The sequence below is a fragment of the Phenylobacterium sp. genome (assembly GCF_035944335.1).
Classification (GTDB): Bacteria; Pseudomonadota; Alphaproteobacteria; order Caulobacterales; family Caulobacteraceae; genus Phenylobacterium.
Genome location: NZ_DASZBG010000022.1, coordinates 71357 through 95674 on the forward strand (window position 1 = coordinate 71357; position 24318 = coordinate 95674).

Genomic DNA, 24318 nt, shown 5'->3' on the forward strand with positions numbered 1-24318 from the left:
CAGAGTGTGCGACAGGCGGTGGTTGCGCCCCAAATCCTTGCGGGGGCGCCTGACGCCGGATTTCGCATCGATGAAGCAGTTCCTGATCACGGCCGCGGGCGTGTTCGCCGGCCTCATGATCTTCCTCATCGGCGTGCCGTTCGTGCTGATCGCCATGGCCGCCAACGCCGCGGGGCCTGGCCCGCTGCCGGCCAAGGCGGTGCTGCAGCTCGACCTGCGCGACCCGCTGACCGACCAGTCGCCGCAGAGCCCGCTGGCCGGGATCGGCGGCCGCTCGCAATCGGTGATGTCGATCATCGTGGCGCTGCGCCGCGCGGAAAGCGACGAGCATGTGAAGTCGCTGCTCATCCGGCTGCCGGAAGACGGCATGGAGCCGGGCGTCGCCGACGAATTGCGCTTGGCGATCAAGCACTTCCGCGCCTCTGGCAAACCGGTGGTGGCGTTCAGCCAGGGGCTATATCCGGCCGGCACGGTCACGGCGACCTATGAGGTGGGCGCGGCCGCCGACGAGTTCTGGATGCAGCCGGGCGCCTCGTTCCAGGTGACCGGAATCTCCAACGAGGACCTGTTCTTCAAGCGCGCCTTCGACAAGTACGGCGTCAAGGCCGATTACGAGCAGCGCTACGAGTACAAGAACGCGGTCAACGGCTACCTCTACGACGATTACACGCCCGCCCACCGCGCGGCCGAGCTGTCGTGGATGGGCTCGATCTATACCAGCGACCTGGCCGCCGCCGCGGCCGACCGCAAGCTCGACCCCGCGGTGCTGCGCACCAGCCTGGAGGCCGGGCCCTATCTGGCGGAGGACGCCCAGCGGCTGAAGCTGATCGACAAGGTCGGCCAGGAGCACGAGGCGGCGAACATGCTGCTGCGCCGGGCCGGCGCGGGCGCCGAACTGATCGACTTCGACGACTTCGCCCGCGGCCACCGGCCAAGGCCCAGCCGCGTGGGATCGTCCATCGCGGTGATCGAGGCCGAGGGCGCGATCGTCACCGGCAAGGACGGCGCGCGCAGCCCGTTCAGCCGCGGCTCCAACATCTATTCCGACGACCTCTCCGACGCCTTCTACCAGGCTGCCAAGGCCAAGGACGTGAAGGCCATCGTGTTCCGGCTGAATTCGCCGGGCGGGTCCGACACCGCCTCGGAACAGATCCTCGATGCAGTGCGCGCGGCCAAGGCGGCGGGCAAGCCGGTCGTGGTCTCCATGGGCACCTATGGCGCCTCCGGCGGCTATTGGGTGGCCTCCGAGGCCTCCTCGATCATCGCCGAGCCCTCCACCCTGACCGGCTCCATCGGAGTGTTCGGCGGCAAGTTCGCGATCGGCGAGGCGCTGGCGCGCTTCGGGGTGGACGTGCGCCACCTGGGCGTCGGCGGCGACTACGCCAGCGCCTTCGGCATGGGCCAGGAATTCACGCCCAAGCAGAAGGCGGCCCTCTCCCAGTGGATGGACCGCATCTACGACAACTTCGTCGCCCGCGTGGCCCTGGGCCGCAAGCTGCCGCCCGACCGGGTTCGCGAGATCGCCAAGGGCCACGTCTGGACCGGCGTGCAGGCCAAGCAGCTGGGCCTGGTGGACGAGGTGGGCGGCTTCTACGACGCGGTGGCCAAGGCGCAGAGCCTGGCGGGTCTTTCCGGCGAGCCGCGACTGCGGCGCATGACCCCGCAATCCTCGCCCTTCGAGGCGGTGGAGCGGATGGTGGGCGTTTCGGCGACCTCGGCCCGGACCCTGGCGGCCGCGGCCTGGGTGTTCGGCGATCCGCGCGCCCAGGGCATCCTCGACAACCTCGCCGAGGCCCGGCTGCGCGAAGGCCACCAGAGCATGGTGCTCGCCCCCGACCGGCTGCACTGACCTGCCCGCCCCGCCTCAGCGGGGAGCCAGGACCATTGGCCGAACGCCGTGAAAATCGGGCGGCGGAGGGACGTGCTGGCGCAGTGCGCTTGGCTCGCCCCCTTCACCGCCCGCCCTCCGCATCGTTCGGCGTGCGGTCCCCCTCCCCCGTCCGCCACCGCTCACGGGGGACGTAGCGTCAAAAAAAGGCGGCGGATCGCTCCGCCGCCTGGGCCTTTATCAAAAAGAAGGGGCGGCGGATCGCTCCGCCGCCCCCGGTTCTCCCGATCGTGGTTCGACGGCCTAGAAGCGCGCCTTGACCCCGACGTAGTAGCGGCGACCGAGCACGTCGTAGGTGGACGGGTCGGTGTTCGCCTGGATGAACGAGGTGAAGAACGGCGGCTGCTTGTCGCCGATGTTGTTCACGCCCCCGCTGATCTCATAGTTGTCGTTGATCTTCCAGGCGCCGGAGACGTCGAAGTAGTCCACCGCCGGCGGGTTGGCCGCCGTGCAGGTCGACTTCCCGATGCAGGACTGGTCGATCATCTTGTCCACGTGGCGCCAACGGAACGACGCCGAGAACGGCCCAATCCCGTAGTTGAGGGTCGTGAAGGTCTTCCACTTGGCGAAGGCGTTGCCGACGTTGGTGATCGACTGGTCGCCGATCGAACCCTTCAGATCGCGGAACGGTCCGTTCGGCAGCAGCTGCACCTGCATCTCGGTGAGCATGTTGGCGATGACGTTCAGGCCGACGGTGCCATAGCTGTCGTCGAGACCCGCCGCGCCGAGGCCGAAGCTCCAGTCGACCTGGAAGTCCACGCCCGCGGTCTTGAACTCGGCCAGGTTGGCGTTGGTCTGCTGGCTGTTGCCGTACTGGCCGGTGAGCGGATCGCGCACCGCCAGCGAACAGAAGAAGTTGCTGTTCGAATAGGTCGGGTTCGACGTTCCGTCGGCGTTGAAGCACTTGGCCACGGCGTTGGAGGCCGTCACCGTGCCGACCGCGTTCTTGATGTCGATGTTGTAGTAGTCGACCGAAGCGCTGAAGCGGCGGAACAGCTCCATGTCGAAGTGCGGCTGCCACACCGCGCCGACCGAATAGGAGTCGGCGGTTTCCTGGATGAGGTTCGGGTTGCCGCCCGTCGTGCCCTGGATCTGGGTGTTGTTGTAGACATAGGTGTCGATCAGCGAGGTCGGAATGCCTTGCGCCAAGCACAGCGCCCGGACCTGGGCGCCGTTCGGGCCCGTGCGGTAGACGTTGCGCGTATCGCAGGGGTCGCCGCTGTTGAGGCCCGCGGGCGCGCCAGTGGACGTGATCGCCGGACCGATCGAGGGGAAGTTCTGGCCTTGCGGCGCGAACAGCTCGTTGATGTTCGGGGCGCGGATGGCGCGCTGGTAGCCGCCGCGGATCAGGAACTGCTCGATCGGCTTCCACTCGACGTCGGCCTTGTAGGTGTTGATGCCGCCTACGGTGGAATAGTCGGAGAAGCGGCCGCCGATGTTGACGTTCAGCGAATGGACGAACGGCAGGTCCTTCAGGATCGGGATCAGCACTTCGCCGTACAGCTCGTACACGTCCGTGCCGGCGTTCAGCGGGTTCTGGGCGTTGAAGCCGACCACGCCCGGCGCCTTGTTCTGCAGCACGGTGCCGAGGTTAGAGATGTCGTTGGTCGACAGCACCGAGTCCGGCGTCAGGCTGAAGTTGTCGCGCCGATAGTCGGCGCCGGCCGCGACGCGAACTTCGCCCGCCGGGAGGTCGAACGCGCCGCCCTGGAAGTTGATTTCCGCCTGCCGCTGAACGTAGGTCTCGGAGTTCTTGGTCGTCCGCGAGATGAAGGCGATGCACGAGGCCGAGACCGGGTTGAGGCCGAAGGGATTGTAGCCGCCGGTGCACTGGCTGGCGCCGCCGTCGGGCGCTTCGAGCAGGCTGCGAACCGCCGCGTGGCTGACGTTGCCGGTCTGGGTGACGAGCAGATCCATCTTGCCGTAGGCGAGCATGGTGTCCCAGGTCCAGTCCTTGAACCCGACCTTGCCCGAGGCGCCGAGCTGCAGCTGATAGACGTTGTACTCGTCGTTCTCGTGACGCGGACCGACTTCGCTGAAGCGCTTGTTCAGCAGGAACGGCGCGGTCGGGGTGGCGCGCGAGTTGAGCAGGGTCGCCAGGTCCGCCGGGATGAACGGGTTGGTCAGCGTCACGCCGTTGACCACCGTATGGAAGGGCACCAGGAAGCCGGTGCTGCCCAGGCCCGTGGCCGTGCCGGTCGGGCTGGACGCGGCGGGAGACGGCGCCAACTCGGTGTCGGCGGTATAGTTGGTGAAATAGGCCTGGCCGTAGGCCTTGATCTCCGGCGTCACGTCGTATTCGACGCGGCTGAACACGTTGTAGCGCGTCTGCGGCAGCTGCAGCTCGTTCAGAACGCCGGTGTTGTAGTTGCCGGTCGGAACGCTGCCGACGCCCAGCGGGATGGTCGCGAAGTCCGGGGTCAGCGGGCCCTTGTAGTTGACGCCATTGAAGAACAGCGTGCCGTCGTTATTGAACCCGAGCTTGTCGGGGCTTTTGACCGTGCCGGGGGCGATGCCGTACTTGGCGAACACCGAATCGATCGCCGCCTGAGTCGCGCCGTTCACCGGCCAGACGCCCTGCGGAAGGGTGCCGGAAGCGCCGCTCACCGCGGAGAAGGCGCGGGCGCTGTTGAAAATCTTGGCGCGGTTGCCGTAGCTGAACGCCATCACCGCATTGCCGCGGCTCTCGTCGAAGTCGCCGCCGAGCGTGACGTTCACCGTCTCGGTCTGGCCGTCACGTCGATCGGTGACGCCGTACTGGCCGTCGATCTGGATGCCTTGGAAGTGGTGCTTCAGCTTGAAGTTCACGACGCCGGCGAGGGCGTCGGAGCCGTAGGTCGCCGAGGCGCCGCCGGTGATCGTCTCGATGTTCTCGATCAGGGCGATCGGGATGGTGTTCACGTCGATGACGCCCGAGGGGTTCGACGGCGTGATCCGGTGGCCGTCCATCAGCACCAGGGTGCGGGCGGTCCCGAGACCGCGCAGCTGGATGTTGGCCTGGCCGTTGTTGGACGGGTTGTTCGAGGTGTCGGTGACGCTCGGCATGAACTGCGGAAGCTGGTTCAGCAGTTTCTCGACCGAGACCGCGCCGGTCTTCTGCAGCGCTTCCGCGCCGACCGTGACGATCGGGCTGTCGGCGGTGTAGTCCTGGCGCACGATCCGTGAGCCTGTGACCACGATGCCTTCGACTTCGGTGGTGGCCGCCTTGGTCTGCGCGGCGGCGGGCGTGGCGATGGCGGCCAGCAGGGCCGCGCCACCAAGGATCGAGGAGGCCAGCAGGCGCTCCCGAGTCACGTGCATTTTCAAGTTGTTACCTCCGTGGCCCCGTCCTTCGCGGCGGGACCGCCCCCAAAATTACGTATGCCCCCGGGGCACGAACATGCCCGGTTAATAACGCAGTTACGTAACGGCGAAGCTTTCGGTCAACCTCCATCGCGTACCGGCGTAGCTTCGGCGGGACGCATGTCGCTTTCAGGTCACATAGGTCGCGACCCAATGCCGCAGCGGCAACATCATGCCCGGAAAGCGGGCAAAACCGTCACGTCCGTACCGCGACCCGCCGGGCGGTGGGTCGAGCGCACCTTATCCGGGAAGCCGCAAGGCCGGTCCCGTGAGCGGCCAGAAGGTGATCAGTTTCCGGCCGAAATCGAAGGCCACCCGGTCGAACCGGCGCAGGGTGTCGACCCCGATGAGGACCGTCGGACGTGACTGCAGGTCCCACAGGTCGAAGATGTGCAGGTTGGCGAAGGCCACCAGCGGCGCCTCGATCGGCAGGCCGCCCAGGCGCAGGCCGGGCAGCACCCCGAACTCGGCCGGGGCCCGCTGGCCGGTGGCGCTCATCAGCTCGGAATGGATCAGGTGGTTGGCGAGCTCGGGCCGGCGGGCGAGCGCCGCGGCGCGAACCGCGCCGTTCGCCACCGTCACCTGCGATCCGGAGTCGAGGAAGGCGGTGACCGGCTGGCCGACGGCCTCGGCGTCGATGATCACCAGCTGGCCATCCTGGAACCGGGCCGGAACCGTGACCGGCTGGTTGGGGGCGGCGAGCCGGCTGTTGCGCGCCTCGCCGAGCTGGGCGCCCACGTCCGACGGGCTGATCTCGAAGGTCTGCCGCTGGAAATCGAGGACGATCCGGCGGCTATGCAGCATGTCGAGCCCCAGGATGCCGTCAGCGCCGATTCTCGAGGCCGACGCGCGCGGCAGGCGCAGCCCGGCGGAGATCACCTTGCCGACGCGCAGGCGGCTGACCGCCACCAGGGTCGTCGGCTCCGCGCTGAGGATGCCGTGCACCAAGGCGGCGCCCGCCTCGGGCAGGCGGCAGGTCTCGGCCACCTCGGTGGCCACCACCGAGACATTGGAGCCGGTGTCGACCACGAAGTCGAAAGGCCCACGCCCGTTGACGAACACCGGGACGGCGAGCCGACGGGCCTGATCGAAGGCGGTCTCGAGGAAGGTTCGCGGCGCGCCGCCGGCGGGTCCTGGATCCGGCGGCGAAGCCTGGGCCGGCGCCCGGAATCCGCCGACCGCGACGGCCAGGGCCGCCATCGCCGTCCGTCTCGACCACGCCACCCCCGACATGGGGTCATTATCGCCGCCGCGCGCGGCTTTGGAAGCCGACATCTCGCGCCGGCCGCGCGCCCTCGCCTTGACCGTCGCGGCGGAACGCCCGCAATGGACGCCCATGACCGCCGTGAGTTGGCCATCGCGACTGCGCGCCTCGCCGGAGCTGTTCCCGATCGACCTGCACCCGCCGACCGACCAGGTCGCGCTGCTGCAGCTCTCGCGGATCGACTACGAGAAGGCGAGCTTCCTGGACACGCGGCTGGAGCAGAGGCCGGTGCTGACACCGACCTTCGCCGAGCTGGCCGAGGCGGCACGGGGCCTGCCGGTCGCCTGCGACTACATCTTCCACGTCGGCCACGTGGGCTCGACGCTGGTCTCGCGGCTGCTGGGAACCCATCCCAAGGTGTTCTCACTGCGCGAGCCGATGGCGCTGCGCACCTTGGCGCAGGCGAAGGCTGCGCGCGAACCCTGGGTGGCGGTCGAGCGGGCCCGCCGGCTGGCGGTCTTCGCGGCCCTCTATTCGCGGACCTGGCTCCCGGACCAGCGCAGCCTGGTGAAGGCGACCAGCCTGGTGAGCGGCATCGCCGGCGAGCTGATGGCGCTGGAGCCTGGCAGCCGCGCGCTCAGTATGACGGTGGGCCCGGAGACCTACCTGGCGACCATCCTGGGCGGGCCCAACTCGCGGGTTGAGCTGCGCGCCACCGCCCCGGCGCGGTTGGCGCGCTTGAACGGCCGGCTGGGCGGCCCGCCCTGGCGCATCGAAGACCTCGCGGAGGGCGAGCAGGCGGCGATGAGCTGGGCCTGCGAGATGATGGCGCTGGGCGCCGCCGACGACGCGACGGACGGACGGATGGCCTGGATCGACTTCGACCGGTTCCTGGCCGATCCCATCGCGGGACTGACGATAGCGCTGCAGGCCTTGCACGGGAGAGCCGATCGGGCCGAAGTCGAACGGCTGGCGGCCTCAGCCTATTTCCAGCGCTATTCCAAGGCGCCGGAATACGGCTACGGGCCGCAGGTGCGGCGCGAGGTGCTGGCCGCGGCGCGTCACGAATCGGGCGCGGAGATTGCCCGGGGCCTGGCCTGGCTGGACCGGGCCGCCTGTCACGGGCCCGTCGCCGCGGCGCTGCAGCGGGCGGAGACGATCGGTGTCGCCTGAGGAGATCGCGGCGGTGCGCCGCCGGGCCGCGGCGGGCGAGGCGCCGGCCGTCGCCTTCACCGCCGTGCTGGCCGCCATGGGCGTCGGCGAGCCGCAGAGCTGGACCGAGGCCCTGCGGCGGCTGGCGCGCGCCGCGGACCTGGGCGAGGCGGCCGCGCAAGGCCAGCTGACCGCCCTGGCCGGGCTGGGCGACCTGGACGGCTGGACGATGCAGGCGCCGGAGCGGCGAAGGCTGCTGGCGAGCCCCCGGGTCTCCGCCGCGGCGGACTTCCTGCCGCCCGAAGTCTGCGCCTGGCTGACCGGCCGGGCCCGCGGCCGGGTGAAGCCCGCCCTGGTTTTCGACCCGGCGACCGGCGGCCCGCGGCGTGAATCGGCGCGCAACAACGGCGCCTTCGAATTCGCCTTCGCCGACCTGGACGTGGTGGCCGCCGCGGTGCGCGCCCGCATCGCCGCCACGGTGAGCGTGCCGCAGGGCGCGCTGGAGCCGATCCAGGTGCTGCACTACGCGCCGGGCCAGACCTTCGAGCGGCATCACGATTTCCTCGACGTCGCCGTGCCCGGCTACGCCGCCGACATCGCTCGCTCCGGCCAGCGGATCGTCACCTTCCTGGTCTATCTGAACACCGGCTACGAAGGCGGCGAGACGGACTTCCCGCTCGTGGGGCTGAAATTCAAGGGCCAGGTCGGCGAGGCGCTGATGTTCGCCAACGTCGATCCGACGGGCGCGCCGGACCGTCGCACCCTGCACGCCGGCCTGCCGCCCAGCGCCGGGGAGAAGTGGCTGCTGTCACAATGGATCAGGGACCGGGCGCGGGTGTAACTTTGTTACGTCCCGCTGCGGCGCAGCGCCCCGTGCGGTTGCACGCGAGGGCGCGAGCGCTTAGCGTCTGCGCGAAAAATCATCGGAGTTCCACATGTTGCTTGCCCTGCTGGTCAGCCTGGCCGCCGCCACCCCCGACGCCGCCCCGGCCACCACCGCCGCCCCACCGGCCGCCGCCGCGCCCGCCAAACCCCCGCAGAAGGCCGCCGCCGACGACGTGGTCTGCAAGACCGAGGCGGTCACCGGCTCGATGTTCCCCAAGAAGATCTGCCGCAAGAAGTCCGAGATGGACGCCGCCCGGCTGGAAGAACAGGCGCAGATCCGCGCCAGCCAGAAGAACGTCACCGGCATGCAGCACTGAGCCGGCGGAACAGATGGGGCGTCTGAGCTACCCCTCGGCGGTGATCGCGCTGGCGGCCTTCGCCGCGGCGCCCCTCGCGGCCCAGGCCAAGGACAAGGACGCCGCCGACCGCGCGCCTCAGTTCCAGGCGGTGCTGAACTGCCGCGGGATCGCCGACAGCGCCCAGCGCCTGGCCTGCTATGACGCGGCCGCGGCCAAGATGGGCGAGGCGGAGAGCCACGGCGAGATCGTGGTGATCGACCGCGCCCAGGCGACCCAGGCCCACCGCGAGGCCTTCGGCCTTCACGTCCCCAGCCTGTCGTTCGTCACCCGGGCGCTAAAGCCGGAGGACGTCAACCGGGTGGACGGCGTGGTCGAGGCGTTCCGCACCGACATCAACGGCCGTTACACCTTCGTGCTCGAGGGCGGGGCGGTGTGGCGGCAGATCTCCGGCGATCTCAACCGGCCGCCCAAGCACGGCTCCAAGGTGCAGGTCCGGCACGGCTCGCTGGACAGCTTCCTGATGAACGTCGACGGCCAGCCATCGATCAAGGTCCACCGCGACCAGTAGAGCCGGGCGCTAGTCCTTGGGATATCCGTAGGTCTCGGCCCAGGGCGCCAGGATCGGCTTGATGACTTCGATGGTGTCCCCGTACTTGCGCCAGGCGGCGAGCCCCTCGCGGTAGAGGCCGCGCCGCACCTGGCCGGCGCTGGGCGTGCGGATGTTGCGGCGGTTCGCCGTCTCCACGAAGTTGCGCATATTGGCGTCCCACGGCAGGCCGATGAACGCGCAGATCGCCTGGGTCTGGGTGTCGAGATCCTCCACCAGATCCTCGTGCTTGTGGACGTGCACCTGAAGCGGCAGCTTGGCGCGATAGATTTCCGCCAGCCGCATGAAGCGGTCATAGACCTGGGCGGTGCGCTCCAGGTCGGTGAACTCCACGGTCAGCGGATTGGCCCGGAAGCGGTGCTTGAAGCAGCTGATCACCACGTCGCGCGGATCGCGCCGGGCGAACAGGATCTTGGCCCGCGGGAAAAGCTTGGCGATCACCGGCAGGTAGATGGTGTGCAGCGGCAGCTTGTCGACGAACACCTTGCCGGCCGGCTCGACGCCGAACTCGCGCACCCGCGCCCAGTAGAGCTTGCGCCAGTGCAGCGCGCCGGCCTCATCGAGATGGGCGAGGCGGTCGATGTCGGCGTCGTTCATCAGGAACTCGATGATCGGCGGATCGACGGCCGGCTTCTCCTCCAGGGCCACGATGTCGGCGTGGCTGGCCAGGATCTGCTCCAGGAGCGTGGTTCCGGAGCGGGCGAAGCCCACCAGGAAGACATGGCCCATCTCGCGGTCGGTGGGCTGGCTCTCGGGGACCGGGTCCTTCCAAGGCCCCGGATCGGCCTTCTCGAAATAGGCCAGCAGCCGGTTGCAGGTGTCGAGGCCCAGCTCGCGGCCGACCTGAGCGTCGACCTGGCGGGGCCGAAGCTCGCGGTTCGCCGCGGCGTAGTCGGCCATGGCTTCCGGCGCGCGGCCGAGCGCCTCGCGCGCATCGCCGCGCAGATTGAGCGCATTGGCCAGGTGCAGCCGCGTCAGCCGTCCGGCGGCGATCAGCTTGGTGAGCCGCGTCTCGCAGGCCGTGGGGTCGCCGGCGTTCAGCTCGACCGCGGCCAAGGCCATGGCGCCGGCCGGCTGATCGGCCTCCAGCGCCAGGGCGCGCTCGGCGTAGTCGCGCGCGGCGTCCCATTCCTTGTCCTCGGCGGCGAGCGCGGCGAGGGCGCCCAGCGGTTCGGGGAACTGCGGATCGAGCTCGGCGGCGCGCAGCTGGGCCAGCTTGGCGCCGTCCTTGTCGCCCAGGCTCTGCAGCGCCAGGCCGCGGCCGTTGTGGGCGTGGGGGAAATCCGGATTGAGCAGCAGGGCGTCGTCGAAGGCGGCCAGCGCGTTCTGGGGCCGGGCGAGCTTGGAGTAGCAGACGCCGATGGAGTTGATGATCGTCGGGTCGCCCGGCGAGACCTTCAGGGCCTGGTTCAGCACCTCCAGCGCCTCGTCGATGCGGTCGTCCAGCTCGAGCTGGTAGGCCACGAGATTGAGCACCAGGGGCGCCTGCGAGCCGGCGGCATGGGCCTGGGCGGCGAGGCGGATGGCGCGATCCATGTCGCGCGCTTCGACCGCCGCGTAGATCTGATCGACGCTCACCGCGGCGACATCCGAGGCATCACTCACTTCGACACGCTCCACATCCGGCGCAGGTTGGTCCGCACATGCTGCAGCCGCACCCGCCCCTCCGGGGACATCAGTGCGCCCTCGGTCGCGGCCACCTCGTCCAGGTCGTACAGCAACTCGCGCAGGGTCCAGTCGGCGATCTGGCTCTCGACGAAGGTGATCCCCACCAGCCGCCGGCCCGCGGTCACCGGCGTCACCTCGTGCAGGGTGGTCGAGGGATAGACGATCGCGCAGCCCGGCTGCAGCTTGAACTCCACGCGCCGCCCGCCGAGGTGGATGGCGAGCGCACCTCCCTCATAGCTTTCCGGCGGGGTCAGGAAGAGGGTGCAGGACAGGTCCGAGCGCAGCTGGCGCTGGCCGAGCTGGATCATCGCCGAGTCGGAATGGACGCCGTATTTCATGCCCGGCTCGTAGCGGGCCAGCAGCGGCGGGGCGAGCAGGCAGGGGAAGGCGAAATTGCGGAAGGGCTCGTTGCGCATCAACGCCTCGGCCATCAACCGCGAGGAGGCCAGATAGGCCTGGTCGCCATGGTCGACCTGCAGGTTGTCCTTCACCGTGGAATGCGGCGAAGAGATGCGCCCGTCCACGAAGCGGGCCGTCTCGGCCATGGCCCGCAGCTGCGCGACCTCTTCGGAGGTCAGGACCTCGTCGATCTCGAGAAACATCACTCACCCGGCTTGCCCGCGGATGGGTAGCACCGGGGGCGGACGCGAACAACGCGGCGAAAAGGAGGGTCGGCCGAAATGAAAGCGGCGGACCTTTCGGCCCGCCGCTCCCGATCTTGCCTCGTGGTACGGCCTAGAAGTCGGCGGTGATGCCGACGAACACCGTGCGGCCGAGCGCGTCGTAGGTGCCCGGGTAGGTGTTGCCGTTGCCGGCGGGCGGCCCGGACGCCGGGAAGGCGTCGGAGTCGAGGACCGGCGGATCCTTGTCGAACACGTTGTTGACGCCGGCGCGGAGCGTGACGGTGTCGCGCACCTTCCAGGTCCCGGACAGGTCGATGTAGTTGAACGCCGGGATCTTCGCATCGGGGATGTCGCGAACGGCGCCCTTCAGGAAGACGTTCGACTCATTGAGGTCGAACTTGACGCTCGAGAGGTAGCGCCAATCCAGCGACACGGTCACCGGCCACGGGGTGTTCCAGGTCACACGCAGCTTGTGCTTCCACTTGGGCATCGGGCTCAGGTTGGCGTTGCTCGAGCAGACGACACCGAAGAGGCCGGCGCAGTCGAAGGTGCCGCCGCCCGTCGCCGGCTGGGTGATGTAGTTGTTGGTGTAGGTGCCGACCATGCTGAAGCCGAGGCCGCCCCACTCGCCCATCCCCCAGTCGGAGAAGTTCGTGCGGTAGTTGGCGGCGACGTCGACGCCCGAGGTCTTCAGGTAGCCGGTGTTGATGTTGAGGGCGGTCACGAAGCCCGGGCCGCCGATGATTCCGCCCGAGGCGGGATCACGATGGAATTGGGCGCAGGCCGCCGGGTTGCCGTTGCGCAGGCAGTCGATGACCGTCAACGCCGGCAGCGAGGAAATCAGGTTCGCCACCTTGATGTTGAAGTAGTCGACGGTGAGGTCGAAGCCCGGCAGCCAGTGCGGCCGCAGCACGACGCCGGCCGTGTAGGTGTCGGCGATTTCCGCCGCCAGGTTCGGATTGCCGCCCAGGAGCGCGGTGCACTGGGCCGCCGGGCACTGCGGGATGCCGGCGGCGAGCTGAGCCGCCGTGGCGCCGCTCGCCAGGCAGTTGGCTCTTGAAGCGCCGCCGTTGGCGCAGAGATCGGAGCCGCCGAACAGGCCCACACCCGCCGGGGTGAACAGCTCGGTCACGTTCGGCGCCCGGACCGCGCGGTTGTAGCCGCCGCGCAGCTTGATGTCGTCCGTGATCGTCCAGTTGCCGGCGATCTTGTAGGCATTGGTGGTGTGCGCCGCCGAGGAGTAGTCGGAGAAGCGGTAGCCCAGCTCCAGGCTCAGGTCCTTGGCGAACGGCATGTCCTGCGCGATGGGGATGCGGGCTTCGCCGAACAGCTCGTAGACGTCCACCGAACCGGAATTCGACTTGGTCGGACCGCCTTGGCCCGACAGGTCGCCGGAGGTGAACTCCGCGTCGGCCCTCAGGTCGAGCGCGTCACGCCGATATTCGCCGCCCAGCGCGACGCCGACCCCGTCGGTCGCCCAGGGGAGCTTCATCCCGTACTTTCCGAGATCACCGGTGACCGAAACCGAGGCGATCTGCTCGCTGGTCGAGCCGCTCTTGAAGCCGGGCGCGATGACATAGGCAAGCATGGCCGGCGTCAGGTGGCCGGCCTGGAACAGGTTGAGCGGCACGCAGGCGCCGCCGACCTGGCACTGACCGGTCGCGGGATTCACCAGCAGGGCGTTCTGCACCCGGCTGAGCGAGACGTCGTTGTTGTAGTGCTCGTTGTAAATCGCGATGCCGTACTGGAGGTAGGCGTCGTAGTTCCAGCCGTCGGCCAGTTCGCCCTTCGTACCCAGGTCGATCTTGTAGGAGGTGTGGCGCAGGTCGTCCTGACGCGGCTGGCCGGCGAAGCGGAAGCCAAGAGTGGTCTGCTGGACGAACGGCGTGCCGGCGGCGGCGCCGCAGAGCTGCGTTTGCTGGGCGGCCGTCATCAACGGGTTGTTGCAGTTGATGCCGAAGGTCGAGGTCCCGTTGGCGCCCGTGCCCTGGAACAGGCCCGACGGCGCGATTTGCGCCACCGTATGGTCGTCCGCGAACATGAAGTCGCTGTAGAGGTTGACCGTCTTGTTCAGGTCGTAGTGGCCGAAGAAGCCGGCCGTGTAGCGGTCGTCCGGCCTCTGGAAGTAATTCAGCGGCGCGAAGTTGAAGCGCAGGGCGTTGGTGAACGGCACGAAGGTCTGCGTGCCATCCGGGTTCACCGAGAAGCCGCCGCGCGGGGTATTGGGCCGGGCGATAAAGCGGCCGAAGGCGCTGTTCGAGGAACCGGCGCAGACGTGGGCGTCATAGACGGTGCTGGTCGCGGTGTTGGTGGCCGAGACCGAGCAGGACGAGTAGTCGCGCTGCGACTCCAGGATCGGCTGCAGGTTCCGATAGCCGACGTAGGCGGTGATGTTGCCCTTACCATCGGGGGCGTTCATGCCCATGATCGCGGTGATGTCGGTGGTCTGGCCGTCGAACACGTCGCTGGCGGGAAGAGCGATCGGGAAGGCGGCGTTCTTGATCAGGCCGCGGACTTCGCTGTTGGCGTTGTGGTGCTGGTAGCCCGAGTACTGGGCGTCGATCCGGAAGCCTTCGAAGTTCCGGTTCATCACGAAGTTGACCACGCCGGCGACGGCGTCGGAACCGTAGACCGCCGAGGCGCCCCCGGTCAGCACGTCCACCCGGTCCACCAGGGCCGCGGGGATGGCGTTGAGGTCGGCCACCGGCGTGACAGGGTCGCCGGGCATCAGGCGACGTCCGTCGATCAGGACCAGGGTGCGGCGCGAGCCGAGGCCCCGCAGGTTGACGGTCGCGATGCCGGTCGAACCGTTCGAGACGGTGCTCGTCTGGCCGGCGGAGACCTGCGGCAGGTTGTTCAGCAGGCTCTCGACGTTGGTCGTGCCCTCGAGCTTGAACTCCTGGCTGCTGACCGCGGTCACCGGGCTGGTGCTGGTCAGGTTCGGCTGCGGGATGCGCGAGCCGGTGACGACGACTTCGGAGACCTGGGCGCTGGCGGCTGGAGCCGTCTGCGCTGCGGCCTGCGTCGCGGAAAGGCCAATGATGGCCGCCCCACAGATCATGGACGACGCAAGCAGGCGCTCGCGCGTGGATTGGTTTTTCAAGGTCTACATCCTCCAGCAGCCCGCTCCGTCGGAGGCGAAGGTGCGGCTGCTCCCCAATAAGATTGCGGTCCCGGCATCGTCTTCGATCCGGTTGTGGCCGAGTTACCGACCGATCGAAAAGAGGGTCAACGACCAACACAGTCCGGTCGCGCGGATGGTGCAGCTCTGTCGCTTTATGGTCACAGATTGTCGCACCCCCCACGACGACTGGGCGCATTTCGCCTCCGGCGGCGCCTCGAGGCCGGGATTTGCCAAGAGAATCAGCGACCCGGGTCGACGAACGCCGATACCTCAATCCGGACCAAAAAGGGCCGCCAGCCGGTCGCGCCGGCTATGCCTGAGGCCCGGCCCGGGACGGTCGCGCCCAGGTCCGCGGCGAGGTTGATTGCGTCGGCCTCCCGCGGCGGCTTCAATGCGGCCGAATCGGGATCGAGGGCGACGGCATGGGTGTCTTGAAGCGCGCGAAGCTGGCCGCCGGGCTCGGCGTGGCGACGGCGGCGCTGGCGCTCGGCGTGGCGCTCGCGGAGACCGCCGGCTCGCCCTTGCCCGCCGCCGTCCAGCGGCTGCTCGACTGCCGCAGCGCGCCCGACGCCACGCGGCTGGCCTGCTACGATGGTGCGGCAGCCGAGTTCGGCCGGCTGGTGGCCTCCGGCGAGATCGTGGTCGTGGACCATGAGCGGGTGGCCAAGGTGAAGCGCCAGGCCTTCGGCTTCAGCCTGCCCTCGCTCAGCCTGTTCGAGCGCGGCGACAAGCCGGCCGAGCTGCAGCAGATCTCCGGCGTCGTGGCCCGCGCCTACCAGAGCGGCGGCGGCCTGTGGATCGTCGAGCTGGAGGACGGCGGCGTCTGGGAGCAGACCGACGACGAGAAGCTGCTCCGTGACCCGCACAAGGGCTCCAAGGTCGAGATCCGCAAGGCGGCCATGGGCAGCTTCTTCCTGAACATCGACGGCCAGCGCGCGCTCCGGGCCAAGCGGATCCGGTAACCGAGCGACCGCCAGCAAAGGCGGGAAACGCCTTCGCGCCCGGCTGCGCGCAGAGAAATGAACAGCCCTACCTATCCTTCGGGTCGATGGCGTCCCGGAGGCCATCGCCGATGAAGTTGAAGCTCATCAGGGTCACGACCATGACCAGCGAGGGGAAGACCAGCAGCCAGGGCGCGAGCTCCATGTCCGAGGCGCCGGTGGCGATCAGGGTGCCGAGCGAAGCCATGGGCGGCTGAACGCCGAGCCCCAGGAAGCTCAGGAAGCTCTCGGCGAGGATCACGGCGGGGATGGTGAGCGTCACATAGACCACCACCGGCCCCAGCAGGTTGGGCACGATGTGGCGGGCGATGATGCCGCGCTGGCCGAGGCCGGCGGCGCGGGCCGCCTCGACGAACTCCTTGTGCTTCAGGGTGAGGGTCTGGCCGCGCACGATGCGGCTCATGGTCAGCCACTCCACCGCCCCGATGGCCACGAAGATCAGGATGAAGTTGGACCCGAAGGTCACCATCAGCAGGATCACGAAGAAGATGAACGGCAGAGAGTAGAGCACGTCGACGATGCGCATCATGGCCTCGTCGATCCGCCCGCCCAGGTAGCCCGCGACCGCGCCCCAGGCGACGCCGATCACCAGCGAGACCAGGGTGGCCACCAGGCCGATGGCCAGCGACACGCGCAGCCCCATCAGGAGCCGCACGAGGAGGTCGCGACCGAGCGCGTCGGTCCCCAGCAGGTGGCCGTGCCGCAGCGGCCCGATCCAGACGTCGGCCTTGTTGATCTCGTCATAGGCGAAGGGGCTGAGGTAGGGGCCGATCACGGCGGCCAGAACCAAGAGGGCCAGGACCGCCGCCCCGGCCATGGCCGCGCGGTTGCGCATCAGCCGGCGGCGCGCGTCGTCCCACAGACTGCGGCCGGCCACCCGCTGCATGCTCTGCGCGCCGCGTCGCGAGCCGGGGATGAGGATCGAGGCGGTCATGCGAGCCGCACCCTGGGATCGAGCGCGGCGTAGAGCAGGTCGGCCACGAGGTTGAGGGTCAGGATCAGGCCGGCGTAGACGATCACCATGCCCATCACGACGGTGTAGTCGCGCTGCAGGGCCGAGATGACGAAGAACTTGCCCAGCCCTGGCAGGTTGAAGATCCGCTCCACCACCAGCGAACCGGTGAGCAGGCCCGCGCAGGCCGGGCCCAGGTAGCTGACCAGCGGCAGCAGGGCGGCGCGCAGGGCGTGGCGGGTGACGATGCGGTGCTCCGGCAAGCCCTTGGCGCGGGCGGTGCGGACATAGTTGGAGCGCAGCACCTCGATCATCCCGGCCCGGGTCAGGCGCGAGATGATGGCGATCTGCGGCAGGGCGAGCACCGTCACCGGCAGGACGAGATTGGGCAGGGCGCCGCCGTTCCAGCCGGCGGTCGGCAGCCAGCCGAGCTTCGAGGCGAAGCCCAGCACCAGCAGGGGCGCGGTCACGAAGGTGGGCACACAGACGCCCAGGATGGCGACCGCCATCACGCCGTAGTCGAGGCTGTGGTTCTGGCGCATGGCGGCCAGCACGCCCAGGCTGACGCCCGTGACGGAGGCCAGGACGATAGCCGACAGGCCGAGCTTCAGGCTGACCGGATAGTTCTCCTGGAGGATCGCCAGGACGGTCTTGTCCTTGTATTTCAGCGAGGGGCCGAGATCGCCCTTCAGCACGCCGCCGACATAGTCGAGGTACTGGGCCGCGAGCGGCCGGTTCATGCCGTACTTCTCACGCAGGTTCCGCTCGATGGCTGGCGAGAGCTTGCGGTCCAGCGAGAACGGGTTGCCGGGCGCGGCCCGCATCATGAAGAAGGCGGCGGTGACGACGACGAACAGGGTCGGGATGGCCACGAGCAGGCGCCGGCCGATGAAGCGGAGCATGGCGCGGATCAGGCCTCGCGGTTGGGGCCATTTCGGGGCCGGCCCGTTGCGAAACTTCCATCGGGCCCCGATGATGTCAACGAAGGGTCCCCTCCCCCGCCGGGACCCACGATGAGTGCGAGCGCCATGACCGATTTCCGACGCGTCACCGACGACATTTCCGTCAGCCCGCAGATCGCTGTCGCCGACGTGGCGGCGGCCGCCCAGCAGGGCTTCAAGACGATCATCAACAATCGCCCCGACGGGGAGGACCCTGCCCAGCCCGCCGGCGACGCGATCGAGGCGGCGGCCCAGGCCGCGGGCCTGACCTATTTTCACATCCCGGTCCGCGGCGGCCCGACGCCCGAGCAGGTGGAGACCACCGGCAAGGTGCTGGCCGAGGCGCCGGCCCCGGTGCTGGCCTTCTGCCGCTCCGGGACGCGCTCCATCGTCACCTGGTCGCTCAGCCAGGCGCAGGCCGGCGCGCGCACGCCGCAGGAGCTGGTCGGCCTCGGCCGCGCCGCTGGCTACGACCTTTCCGGCGTGCTGGGCGGCTGAGCGGTGGGCATCCCCTACGTCCGCCAGCTGGAGTTCGAATACGGCCGCTCAGACCCGGTTTCGCCGCTGATCCGGCGGGTGATCGCCAACAATCCGGGCCCCTTCACCTTCCTGGGCACCGGGACCTACATCGTCGGCCACGGCGAGGTGGCGGTGATCGACCCTGGGCCCGACGATCCGAAGCACCTCGAAGCGATCCTGGCCGCCGTGCAGGGCGAGCGCGTCAGCCATATCGCCATCACCCACCACCACTCCGACCACTCGCCGCTGGCCGGACCGCTGAAGGCCGCGACCGGCGCGACGATCTACGGCTGCGCGGTCGCCCACCCGGCCGAGGACGACACCGGGGTGAAGATGGAGGCTGGCCACGACCTGGCGTTCACACCGGATGTCAGCCTGTGCGGCGGCGGCACGATCTCGGGACCCGGCTGGACGCTGGAGGCCATCCCCACCCCGGGCCACACCTCGAACCACCTCTGCTACGCGCTCCCGCAGGAGAACGCCTGCTTCACCGGCGACCACATCATGGGCTGGTCGACGACGGTGATCACGCCCCCCGACGGCGACATGACGGACTATATCGCGAGCCTGCAGGCCATTCGGGCGCGCGGCTTCGCCACCCTGTGGCCCACCCACGGCCCGCCGATCCGCGAGGCGGACGCCTTCATCGCCGCCTATCTGCAGCACCGCCAGGAGCGCATCGACCAGATCCTCGGCGCGCTGAAGTCCGGCCCGGCCAAGATCGCCGACCTGGTCCCGCGGCTCTATGCGGACGTGGATCCGAAGCTGTGGCCCGCGGCGTCGCGCTCCATGCTGGCGGCGATGATCCACCTGGTGCGCGAGGGAAAGCTCGCGGCGGACGGGGAGCCGGGGCCCCAGAGCGAGTATCGGCTGGCCTGATCTGGAGGGCAAAATGCGATCTGCCATCTTCAGCCTTGCGGCCGGGCTTGCGGTGCTCGCGGCCTCGCCTGTTTCGGCCGCGAGCATAAACGTGGTCCGCGTCATGCCGAGCGGCGAGACACTCGTTGCCGTGACCGTCGGCCGAGCCCGCGTGGTCGCGACGCTCGCGACCCACACCGTCGAAATCGGTCGCGCGAGCGATCCGCCGCCCGAGCGACCCCGGACGAACTGCACCTACAGCCGGATACCGTGCGTCATCACCGACGTTCTGGAACTTCGTGTTGACGGCGCCGTAGTGGAAGTTCCGCGCTCAGTCTTCGGCAGCCTAACCGACATCGGCGGCGCACAACTTCGCCCGCACGGCAAAGGTCACTATGAGTTGGTCCTCAGGGGCGGCGACGCAGCGGCGGCCTACGAAGCGCGGGTGCTCTTCGATCGAAGACGGGTTCTCGAACGCACCATCATCGATAGTGAAGCCGGCGTCGCGGCCGAGCACACGACTTACTTCGACGTGTCCAAGGCCTTCATCGACTGAGCAGGCTTAGGCGCCCACCTTCGCCGGCTGCGCAGTCGGCAGCACGTACCCCTTCATCCGCTCGCGGATCAGCTTCTTGTCGATCTTGCCGGTGGCGCCCAGGGGGATGTCGTCGACGAAGACCACGTCGTCGGGGGTCCACCACTTGGCGATCTTGCCTTCGAGGAAATCGAGGAAGTCCTGTTTCGAGGCCGCCTCGCCGTCCTTCAGCTTGACCAGCAGCACCGGCCGCTCGTCCCACTTGGGGTGCGCCGCGCCGATCACCGCGCAGAGCGCGGCCTTCGGGTGGCCGACCGCCAGGTTCTCGATCTCGATGGTGGAGATCCACTCGCCGCCGGACTTGATGACGTCCTTGGCCCGGTCGGTGATCTGCATGTAGCCGTGGGCGTCGATGGTCGCGACGTCGCCGGTGTCGAAATAGCCCTCGGCGTCGAGGATTTCGCCGCCCTCGCCCTTGAAGTATTCGCCCACCACGGCCGGGCCCTTCACCAGCAGGCGGCCGAAGGTGGTCCCGTCGTGCGGCAGGTCCCCGCCGGCGTCGTCGACCAACTTCATCTCCACCCCGATCGGGACGCGGCCCTGCTTCAGCTTGTACTTGAGCTGCTCCTCGGCGCCCAGGGCGGCCACGTCGCCGTTAGGGCTGGAGAGCGTGCCCATGGGCGACATCTCGGTCATGCCCCAGGCGTGGGTCACATCGACGCCGAACTCGTCGCGGAAGCCGCGGACGATGGCCTCGGGCACCGCCGAGCCGCCGATCACCACGCGCTTTACGGTGGAAAGCTTGGCCTTCTTCTCACGCAGCTCGGCCAGCAGCATCTGCCACACGGTCGGCACGGCCGCCGAGAAGGTCACCCGCTCGCTCTCCAGCAGCTCCAGGACCGAGGCGCCGTCGAGCTTGGCGCCGGGCATCACCAGCTTGGCCCCCACGGCCGGGGCGGAGAAGGCCAGGCCCCAGGCGTTGGCGTGGAACATCGGCACCACCGGCAGGACGGTGTCCTTGGCCGAGATGCCCATGACGTCGGCGCCCAGCGTCACCAGGGTGTGCAGGAAGTTGGAGCGGTGCGAATAGAGCACCCCCTTGGGATTGCCGGTGGTGCCGGAGGTGTAGCAAAGGCCCGCGGCGGTATTTTCGTCGAAGCCGCCCCATTCGAAATCGGGCGAGGCGTCACGGACCAGGGTCTCGAAGCAGAGCGCGCCCTCGAGGCCGGCCGCGGCCCCCATATGCGCCTCGTCGGTCATGACGATGAAATGCTTGACCGTGGGCATCTTGGCCCGGTGCTCGATCAGCGTCGGCACGAAGGTCAGGTCGGTGAAGATGATCTTATCTTCGGCGTGGTTGATGATGTAGCAGAGCTGTTCGGCGAACAGGCGCGGGTTCAGCGTGTGGCAGACCGCCCCCATGCCCATGATGGCGTACCAGGCCTCGAGGTGGCGGGCGGTGTTCCAGGCGAGCGTCGCGACGCGGTCGCCGCGCTGCACGCCGAGCCTGGCCAGCGCATTCGACAGGCGCCTGGCGCGCTCGTGCGCCTGCGCATAGGTGGTGCGCACGATCGGGCCTTCGACCGAACGGCTGACGATCTCGACGTCGGCGTGCCACCGGGCGGCGTGGTCGAGGATCTTGTCGACCGTCAGCGGCCAGTTCTGCATCAGGCCAAGCATTCAAAAATCCTCCCCAAACGACATCGCCGTCCCGCGCTCTTCCAGGCTTTCCGCGAGGTTAGTTTCCTGAACGGCGATAATCAACGGACGGCGCGCCGCGACGCCCAGGCTTGCGCCGCCGCGGCCACGTCGCCGCTCGTATCCATGCGGCGCCAGCCGACCTCGGTATGCGCCAGCTGAGCCATCTGGTCGTGCAGCACCTCGACGGTGGCGTCCGAGGCGTCGCCCTTGCGGGCCGCCACGCGGGCTTCCAGCACCTCGGCTGGCGCCTCGAGCCAAAGGCCGTGGAACGGGACGCCGCAGTCGGCCGCCAGCCGCTCGGCCCGTTCGCGCAGGGCCGGGTTGAGGAAGGTGGCGTCCAGCACCACCGCGCGGCCGGCCTTCAGCAGGGCGCGGGCGTCATCGAACAGGGCGTCGTAGGTGCGGACGTAGAACTCGGGCGTGTAGAGCGCACGGTCGACCGGCTGGGTCGAGGTGACGCGCAACAGGCGTTTGCGGATCTCGTCGGTGCGCAGCACGACCGCGCCGGGCGCGGCGCCGAGGGCCGGGGCGATGCCGCGCGAGACGGTGGACTTGCCCGTCCCCGACAGGCCGCCGACCGCCGCCAGCACCGGGGGCGCGGGCGACAGATGGGCAAGCGCGGCGGCCACATAGCCCCTGGCGCCGGCGAGGTCGCCCTGGTGCGCTTGCACATGGGCGCGCACCCCGGCGCGCACCGACAGCATCAGAGGCAGAGCCTCGAGCCCCGCCCAGAGGCTCTCCGGGAAGCTCCGCGCCGCCTCGTCCAGATAGGCCGACAGCACCCGCACCGCGGCGTCGCGCCGGTCGCGGAACGCCAGATCCATGAGCACGAAGGCGAGGTCGTACAGGACGTCTATGTCGATGAGTTCGTCGTGGAACTCGATGCAGTCGAAGAGGATCAGGCGGCCGTCCTCCACCAGGATGTTCCCGAGGTGCAGGTCGCCGTGGCAGCGGCGGGCGAAACCCTCGGCCACGCGGCGGTCGAGCAAGGGTCGGAGCCGGGCGTATTCGGCGTCGGTCGCCGCGACCAGGCGGGCGACGTCGGCCCCGCCGAGCTGCGGCGCCAGCGCCTCCAGGAGCCGGGCGTTGGACGGCACGGTGAACGACATGCCGTTGCGGTCGCGCCGCGGCGCCTCGGCATGGAAGCGGGCGACCGTGCGGCCCAGCGCCTCGGCCAGGTCGCCGTCCAGCGCTTCGGGACGGATGGACAGCACCGCCTCGTCTGCGAAGCGGCGCATCTCCAGCGCCAGCTCCACGGTCTCGCCCGCCCCATCGAAGGCGAAACCCTGGCCCTCCCGGGTGATCCGCCTCAGGCGTCGGTAGATATCCGGCGCCGTCGCCTGGTTGAAGGCGAGTTCGCGCTCCAGGGCCCAGCGCCGCACCTCGGCGGAGGAGAAGTCGACGTAGCCCAGGTCGGCCCGGCGCTTCAGCTTGTAGGCGACCTCGTCCATGAGGAAGACCCGCGCGCAGGCCGTCTCGACCACGCGCTCGGCCTGGCCAGAGAGCCAGTCGACCAGCTCGGCCTCCTGCGCATCGCTCAAGGGAACAGCCGCCGCGTGGTCCAGCCGTCGCCGGCCGGCTCGAACACCAGCCGCTCGTGCAGGCGGAACGGCCGGTCACGCCAGAACTCGATGATCTGCGGGCTCACCCGGAAACCGGACCAGTGCGGCGGGCGCGGCACCTTGCCGAGCCCGAACTTCAGGCCCACCTCGGCGATCTTCTTCTCCAGCGCCAGCCGGTCGGTGAGCGGCCGCGACTGGTCGGACGCCCAGGCGCCGAGCTGGGCTGGCCTGGCCCGCGTCGCCCAGTAGGCGTCCGCCTCGGCGGGGGACACCGGCGAGATGGCGCCGCGCACCCGCACCTGGCGGCGCAGCGACTTCCAGTGGAACAGCAGGGCGGCCTTGGGATTGGCCGCGAGCTGACGGCCCTTGGCGCTCTCCAGGTTCGAATAGAAGACGAAGCCGCGGGCGTCGGCCTCCTTCAGGAGCACCATGCGCACGTCCGGCATGCCGGCCCCATCGACGGTGGCCAGCGACATGGCGTTGGCGTCGTTCGGCTCCTTGGCCAAGGCCTCGCGCAGCCATTCGTTGAACAGCGCGAAGGGGTCCGCCTCGCTGAGCAGCGGCGGGGGCTCGGCGGTCGCCACCCGGGCGACGTAGTCGTCCTCGCTGGGCGACGGCGGGATCGGGGCCTTGTCGGTCATCGCGCCGGATATAGCGCGACTTCCCAAGCCCTGCCGAGACTTAACCCCGCATTGACCCCCTCGCGTGCAGACTTCGTCCCCATGGCCGGCTCGTCCCCAGAGAACGCGTCTCATGAGATGACGCTCAGCGAAGCCCGCGCCCTGCTGGGCGTGAAGGCCGCCGCGACCGCCGCCGACATTCGTGCCGCCTTCCGCGCCAAGGCCAAGGCCGCCCACCCGGACGCCTCCGGCGGCGCGGCCGACGACTTCCGCCGCATCGTCGCCGCCTACCGCCAGCTCGAGCCGGCCGCCCATAGCCTGGAGCGCGCACAGGGCGCGGCGCCGTCCCGGCCCAGCTACGCCACCGGCGAGCTTGCCATTACGCCATTGATGGCCTGGGGCGGCGGGGCCGTCGAGCACACCGCCGCCGATGGCAAGAAGCTCCGCATCCGCCTGCCGGTCGGCCTGCGCAATGGCGATATCGTCCGCGCCGGGACCGAGAGGCTGGCGGTGACGATCCGCGGCCAGGGCGGCATGATCGTCCGCGGCGACGATCTGTGGATCACCGTCAGCGTGCCGGCCCGCACCCTCGAGGAAGGCGGCCGCGTGCCGGTCGTCACCCCGATCGGCCGACGCATCCTGTGGGTCACCAAGAAGGCGGGCGAGCGCCGGCTGGTCCGCGCGCCCGGCCTCGGGCTTCCCGCCCGCGGGCGACACCCGGAAGGCTGCCTGTTCGTGCGCCTGGCGCCCAAGCACGGACCGCTCGACAGCGCCGCCCGCAACCTGCTGCGCCGCTTCACCGCCGCCTGGGCGGCTTGAGCCGGACGTTTGGCGCGC

At 69.4% G+C, this 24318-nt stretch carries 20 protein-coding genes; 10 read left to right on the forward strand and 10 right to left on the reverse strand.

Annotation, left to right across the window (positions count from 1 at the left end):
* Nucleotides 1–70 precede the first annotated feature (70 nt).
* On the forward strand, nucleotides 71–1849 hold the full coding sequence (sppA, locus tag VGT80_RS05245) for a signal peptide peptidase SppA (RefSeq protein ID WP_327453549.1): 1779 nt from the start codon (nucleotides 71–73) through the stop codon (nucleotides 1847–1849).
* A gap of 282 nt (nucleotides 1850–2131) precedes the next feature.
* Here the strand turns inward: sppA and VGT80_RS05250 are convergent, their stop codons facing one another.
* Both VGT80_RS05250 and VGT80_RS05255 read right to left on the reverse strand, forming a co-directional pair.
* Nucleotides 2132–5188, reverse strand: a complete 3057-nt coding sequence (locus VGT80_RS05250; protein ID WP_327453551.1) for a TonB-dependent receptor domain-containing protein — start codon at nucleotides 5186–5188, stop codon at nucleotides 2132–2134.
* Nucleotides 5189–5470: 282 nt separating this feature from the next.
* A complete protein-coding gene (locus tag VGT80_RS05255) occupies nucleotides 5471–6430 on the reverse strand; it encodes a retropepsin-like aspartic protease (RefSeq protein ID WP_327453553.1) in 960 nt (319 codons plus the stop codon).
* A 136-nt stretch (nucleotides 6431–6566) separates the two neighbouring features.
* Between VGT80_RS05255 and VGT80_RS05260 the strand changes: the two genes are divergently transcribed.
* From VGT80_RS05260 to VGT80_RS05275, 4 genes are all read left to right on the forward strand, one after another.
* Complete coding sequence (locus VGT80_RS05260; RefSeq protein ID WP_327453555.1) at nucleotides 6567–7607, forward strand: hypothetical protein; 1041 nt, start codon at nucleotides 6567–6569, stop codon at nucleotides 7605–7607.
* Complete coding sequence (locus VGT80_RS05265; RefSeq protein WP_327453557.1) at nucleotides 7597–8427, forward strand: 2OG-Fe(II) oxygenase; 831 nt, start codon at nucleotides 7597–7599, stop codon at nucleotides 8425–8427. The genes VGT80_RS05260 and VGT80_RS05265 overlap by 11 nt, the downstream gene beginning before the upstream one ends.
* A gap of 94 nt (nucleotides 8428–8521) precedes the next feature.
* Nucleotides 8522–8788 carry a hypothetical protein gene (locus VGT80_RS05270; RefSeq protein ID WP_327453559.1) on the forward strand — a complete coding sequence of 89 codons (267 nt, stop codon included), beginning with the start codon at nucleotides 8522–8524 and terminating at the stop codon, nucleotides 8786–8788.
* Between the two features lie 13 nt (nucleotides 8789–8801).
* A complete protein-coding gene (locus VGT80_RS05275; RefSeq protein WP_327453561.1) occupies nucleotides 8802–9338 on the forward strand; it encodes a hypothetical protein in 537 nt (178 codons plus the stop codon).
* A 9-nt stretch (nucleotides 9339–9347) separates the two neighbouring features.
* Here the strand turns inward: VGT80_RS05275 and VGT80_RS05280 are convergent, their stop codons facing one another.
* From VGT80_RS05280 to VGT80_RS05290, 3 genes are all read right to left on the reverse strand, one after another.
* Nucleotides 9348–10982 (reverse strand): tetratricopeptide repeat-containing sulfotransferase family protein, encoded by a 1635-nt coding sequence (locus tag VGT80_RS05280; protein WP_327453563.1) that lies wholly within the window; start codon nucleotides 10980–10982, stop codon nucleotides 9348–9350.
* Complete coding sequence (locus VGT80_RS05285) at nucleotides 10979–11647, reverse strand: Fe2+-dependent dioxygenase (RefSeq protein WP_327453565.1); 669 nt, start codon at nucleotides 11645–11647, stop codon at nucleotides 10979–10981. Before VGT80_RS05285 ends, VGT80_RS05280 begins: the two co-directional genes overlap by 4 nt.
* 133 nt (nucleotides 11648–11780) lie before the next feature.
* Nucleotides 11781–14771, reverse strand: coding sequence for a TonB-dependent receptor domain-containing protein (locus VGT80_RS05290; RefSeq protein WP_327453567.1), 2991 nt, complete (start codon nucleotides 14769–14771; stop codon nucleotides 11781–11783).
* Between the two features lie 443 nt (nucleotides 14772–15214).
* Between VGT80_RS05290 and VGT80_RS05295 the strand changes: the two genes are divergently transcribed.
* Nucleotides 15215–15754 (forward strand): hypothetical protein, encoded by a 540-nt coding sequence (locus VGT80_RS05295; RefSeq protein ID WP_327453569.1) that lies wholly within the window; start codon nucleotides 15215–15217, stop codon nucleotides 15752–15754.
* Nucleotides 15755–15821: 67 nt separating this feature from the next.
* Here the strand turns inward: VGT80_RS05295 and VGT80_RS05300 are convergent, their stop codons facing one another.
* Complete coding sequence (locus VGT80_RS05300; RefSeq protein ID WP_327453571.1) at nucleotides 15822–16727, reverse strand: ABC transporter permease subunit; 906 nt, start codon at nucleotides 16725–16727, stop codon at nucleotides 15822–15824.
* Nucleotides 16724–17647 carry an oligopeptide ABC transporter permease OppB gene (oppB, locus tag VGT80_RS05305; protein WP_327453573.1) on the reverse strand — a complete coding sequence of 308 codons (924 nt, stop codon included), beginning with the start codon at nucleotides 17645–17647 and terminating at the stop codon, nucleotides 16724–16726. The genes VGT80_RS05300 and oppB overlap by 4 nt, the downstream gene beginning before the upstream one ends.
* Before the next feature lie 126 nt (nucleotides 17648–17773).
* Here oppB and VGT80_RS05310 point away from each other — a divergent pair, with 126 nt between their 5' ends.
* Genes VGT80_RS05310 through VGT80_RS05320 form a run of 3 tightly spaced genes read left to right on the forward strand, consistent with a single transcriptional unit; the run spans nucleotide 17774 to nucleotide 19619 of the window.
* Nucleotides 17774–18184, forward strand: coding sequence for a TIGR01244 family sulfur transferase (locus tag VGT80_RS05310; protein WP_327453575.1), 411 nt, complete (start codon nucleotides 17774–17776; stop codon nucleotides 18182–18184).
* 3 nt (nucleotides 18185–18187) lie between these two features.
* Nucleotides 18188–19084 carry an MBL fold metallo-hydrolase gene (locus tag VGT80_RS05315; RefSeq protein WP_327453577.1) on the forward strand — a complete coding sequence of 299 codons (897 nt, stop codon included), beginning with the start codon at nucleotides 18188–18190 and terminating at the stop codon, nucleotides 19082–19084.
* A gap of 13 nt (nucleotides 19085–19097) precedes the next feature.
* A complete protein-coding gene (locus tag VGT80_RS05320) occupies nucleotides 19098–19619 on the forward strand; it encodes a hypothetical protein (protein ID WP_327453579.1) in 522 nt (173 codons plus the stop codon).
* Between the two features lie 6 nt (nucleotides 19620–19625).
* On the opposite strand, the gene VGT80_RS05325 is transcribed toward VGT80_RS05320, so the two are convergent.
* The 3 genes from VGT80_RS05325 to pdxH form a co-directional block, all read right to left on the reverse strand.
* A complete protein-coding gene (locus VGT80_RS05325; RefSeq protein ID WP_327453581.1) occupies nucleotides 19626–21278 on the reverse strand; it encodes a long-chain-fatty-acid--CoA ligase in 1653 nt (550 codons plus the stop codon).
* Nucleotides 21279–21358: 80 nt separating this feature from the next.
* Complete coding sequence (locus tag VGT80_RS05330; RefSeq protein WP_327453583.1) at nucleotides 21359–22840, reverse strand: AAA family ATPase; 1482 nt, start codon at nucleotides 22838–22840, stop codon at nucleotides 21359–21361.
* The gene (gene pdxH, locus VGT80_RS05335; RefSeq protein WP_327453585.1) at nucleotides 22837–23502 is read right to left on the reverse strand and encodes a pyridoxamine 5'-phosphate oxidase; all 666 of its coding nucleotides are present in this window, start codon (nucleotides 23500–23502) and stop codon (nucleotides 22837–22839) included. Before pdxH ends, VGT80_RS05330 begins: the two co-directional genes overlap by 4 nt.
* Before the next feature lie 117 nt (nucleotides 23503–23619).
* Between pdxH and VGT80_RS05340 the strand changes: the two genes are divergently transcribed.
* The gene (locus VGT80_RS05340) at nucleotides 23620–24300 is read left to right on the forward strand and encodes a DnaJ domain-containing protein (RefSeq protein ID WP_327453587.1); all 681 of its coding nucleotides are present in this window, start codon (nucleotides 23620–23622) and stop codon (nucleotides 24298–24300) included.
* Nucleotides 24301–24318: the final 18 nt, after the last annotated feature.

Excerpts from the sequence above, each read along its gene's own strand:
- sppA (WP_327453549.1), top strand. The coding sequence starts at position 71 with ATGAAGCAGTTCCTGATCACGGCCGCGGGCGTGTTCGCCGGCCTCATG.
- VGT80_RS05250 (WP_327453551.1), bottom strand. The coding sequence starts at position 5,188 with ATGCACGTGACTCGGGAGCGCCTGCTGGCCTCCTCGATCCTTGGTGGC.
- VGT80_RS05255 (WP_327453553.1), bottom strand. The coding sequence starts at position 6,430 with ATGGCGGCCCTGGCCGTCGCGGTCGGCGGATTCCGGGCGCCGGCCCAG.
- VGT80_RS05260 (WP_327453555.1), top strand. The coding sequence starts at position 6,567 with ATGACCGCCGTGAGTTGGCCATCGCGACTGCGCGCCTCGCCGGAGCTG.
- VGT80_RS05270 (WP_327453559.1), top strand. The coding sequence starts at position 8,522 with ATGTTGCTTGCCCTGCTGGTCAGCCTGGCCGCCGCCACCCCCGACGCC.
- VGT80_RS05275 (WP_327453561.1), top strand. The coding sequence starts at position 8,802 with ATGGGGCGTCTGAGCTACCCCTCGGCGGTGATCGCGCTGGCGGCCTTC.
- VGT80_RS05285 (WP_327453565.1), bottom strand. The coding sequence starts at position 11,647 with ATGTTTCTCGAGATCGACGAGGTCCTGACCTCCGAAGAGGTCGCGCAG.
- VGT80_RS05295 (WP_327453569.1), top strand. The coding sequence starts at position 15,215 with ATGGGTGTCTTGAAGCGCGCGAAGCTGGCCGCCGGGCTCGGCGTGGCG.
- VGT80_RS05300 (WP_327453571.1), bottom strand. The coding sequence starts at position 16,727 with ATGACCGCCTCGATCCTCATCCCCGGCTCGCGACGCGGCGCGCAGAGC.
- oppB (WP_327453573.1), bottom strand. The coding sequence starts at position 17,647 with ATGCTCCGCTTCATCGGCCGGCGCCTGCTCGTGGCCATCCCGACCCTG.
- VGT80_RS05310 (WP_327453575.1), top strand. The coding sequence starts at position 17,774 with ATGACCGATTTCCGACGCGTCACCGACGACATTTCCGTCAGCCCGCAG.
- VGT80_RS05320 (WP_327453579.1), top strand. The coding sequence starts at position 19,098 with ATGCGATCTGCCATCTTCAGCCTTGCGGCCGGGCTTGCGGTGCTCGCG.
- VGT80_RS05325 (WP_327453581.1), bottom strand. The coding sequence starts at position 21,278 with ATGCTTGGCCTGATGCAGAACTGGCCGCTGACGGTCGACAAGATCCTC.
- pdxH (WP_327453585.1), bottom strand. The coding sequence starts at position 23,502 with ATGACCGACAAGGCCCCGATCCCGCCGTCGCCCAGCGAGGACGACTAC.
- VGT80_RS05340 (WP_327453587.1), top strand. The coding sequence starts at position 23,620 with ATGACGCTCAGCGAAGCCCGCGCCCTGCTGGGCGTGAAGGCCGCCGCG.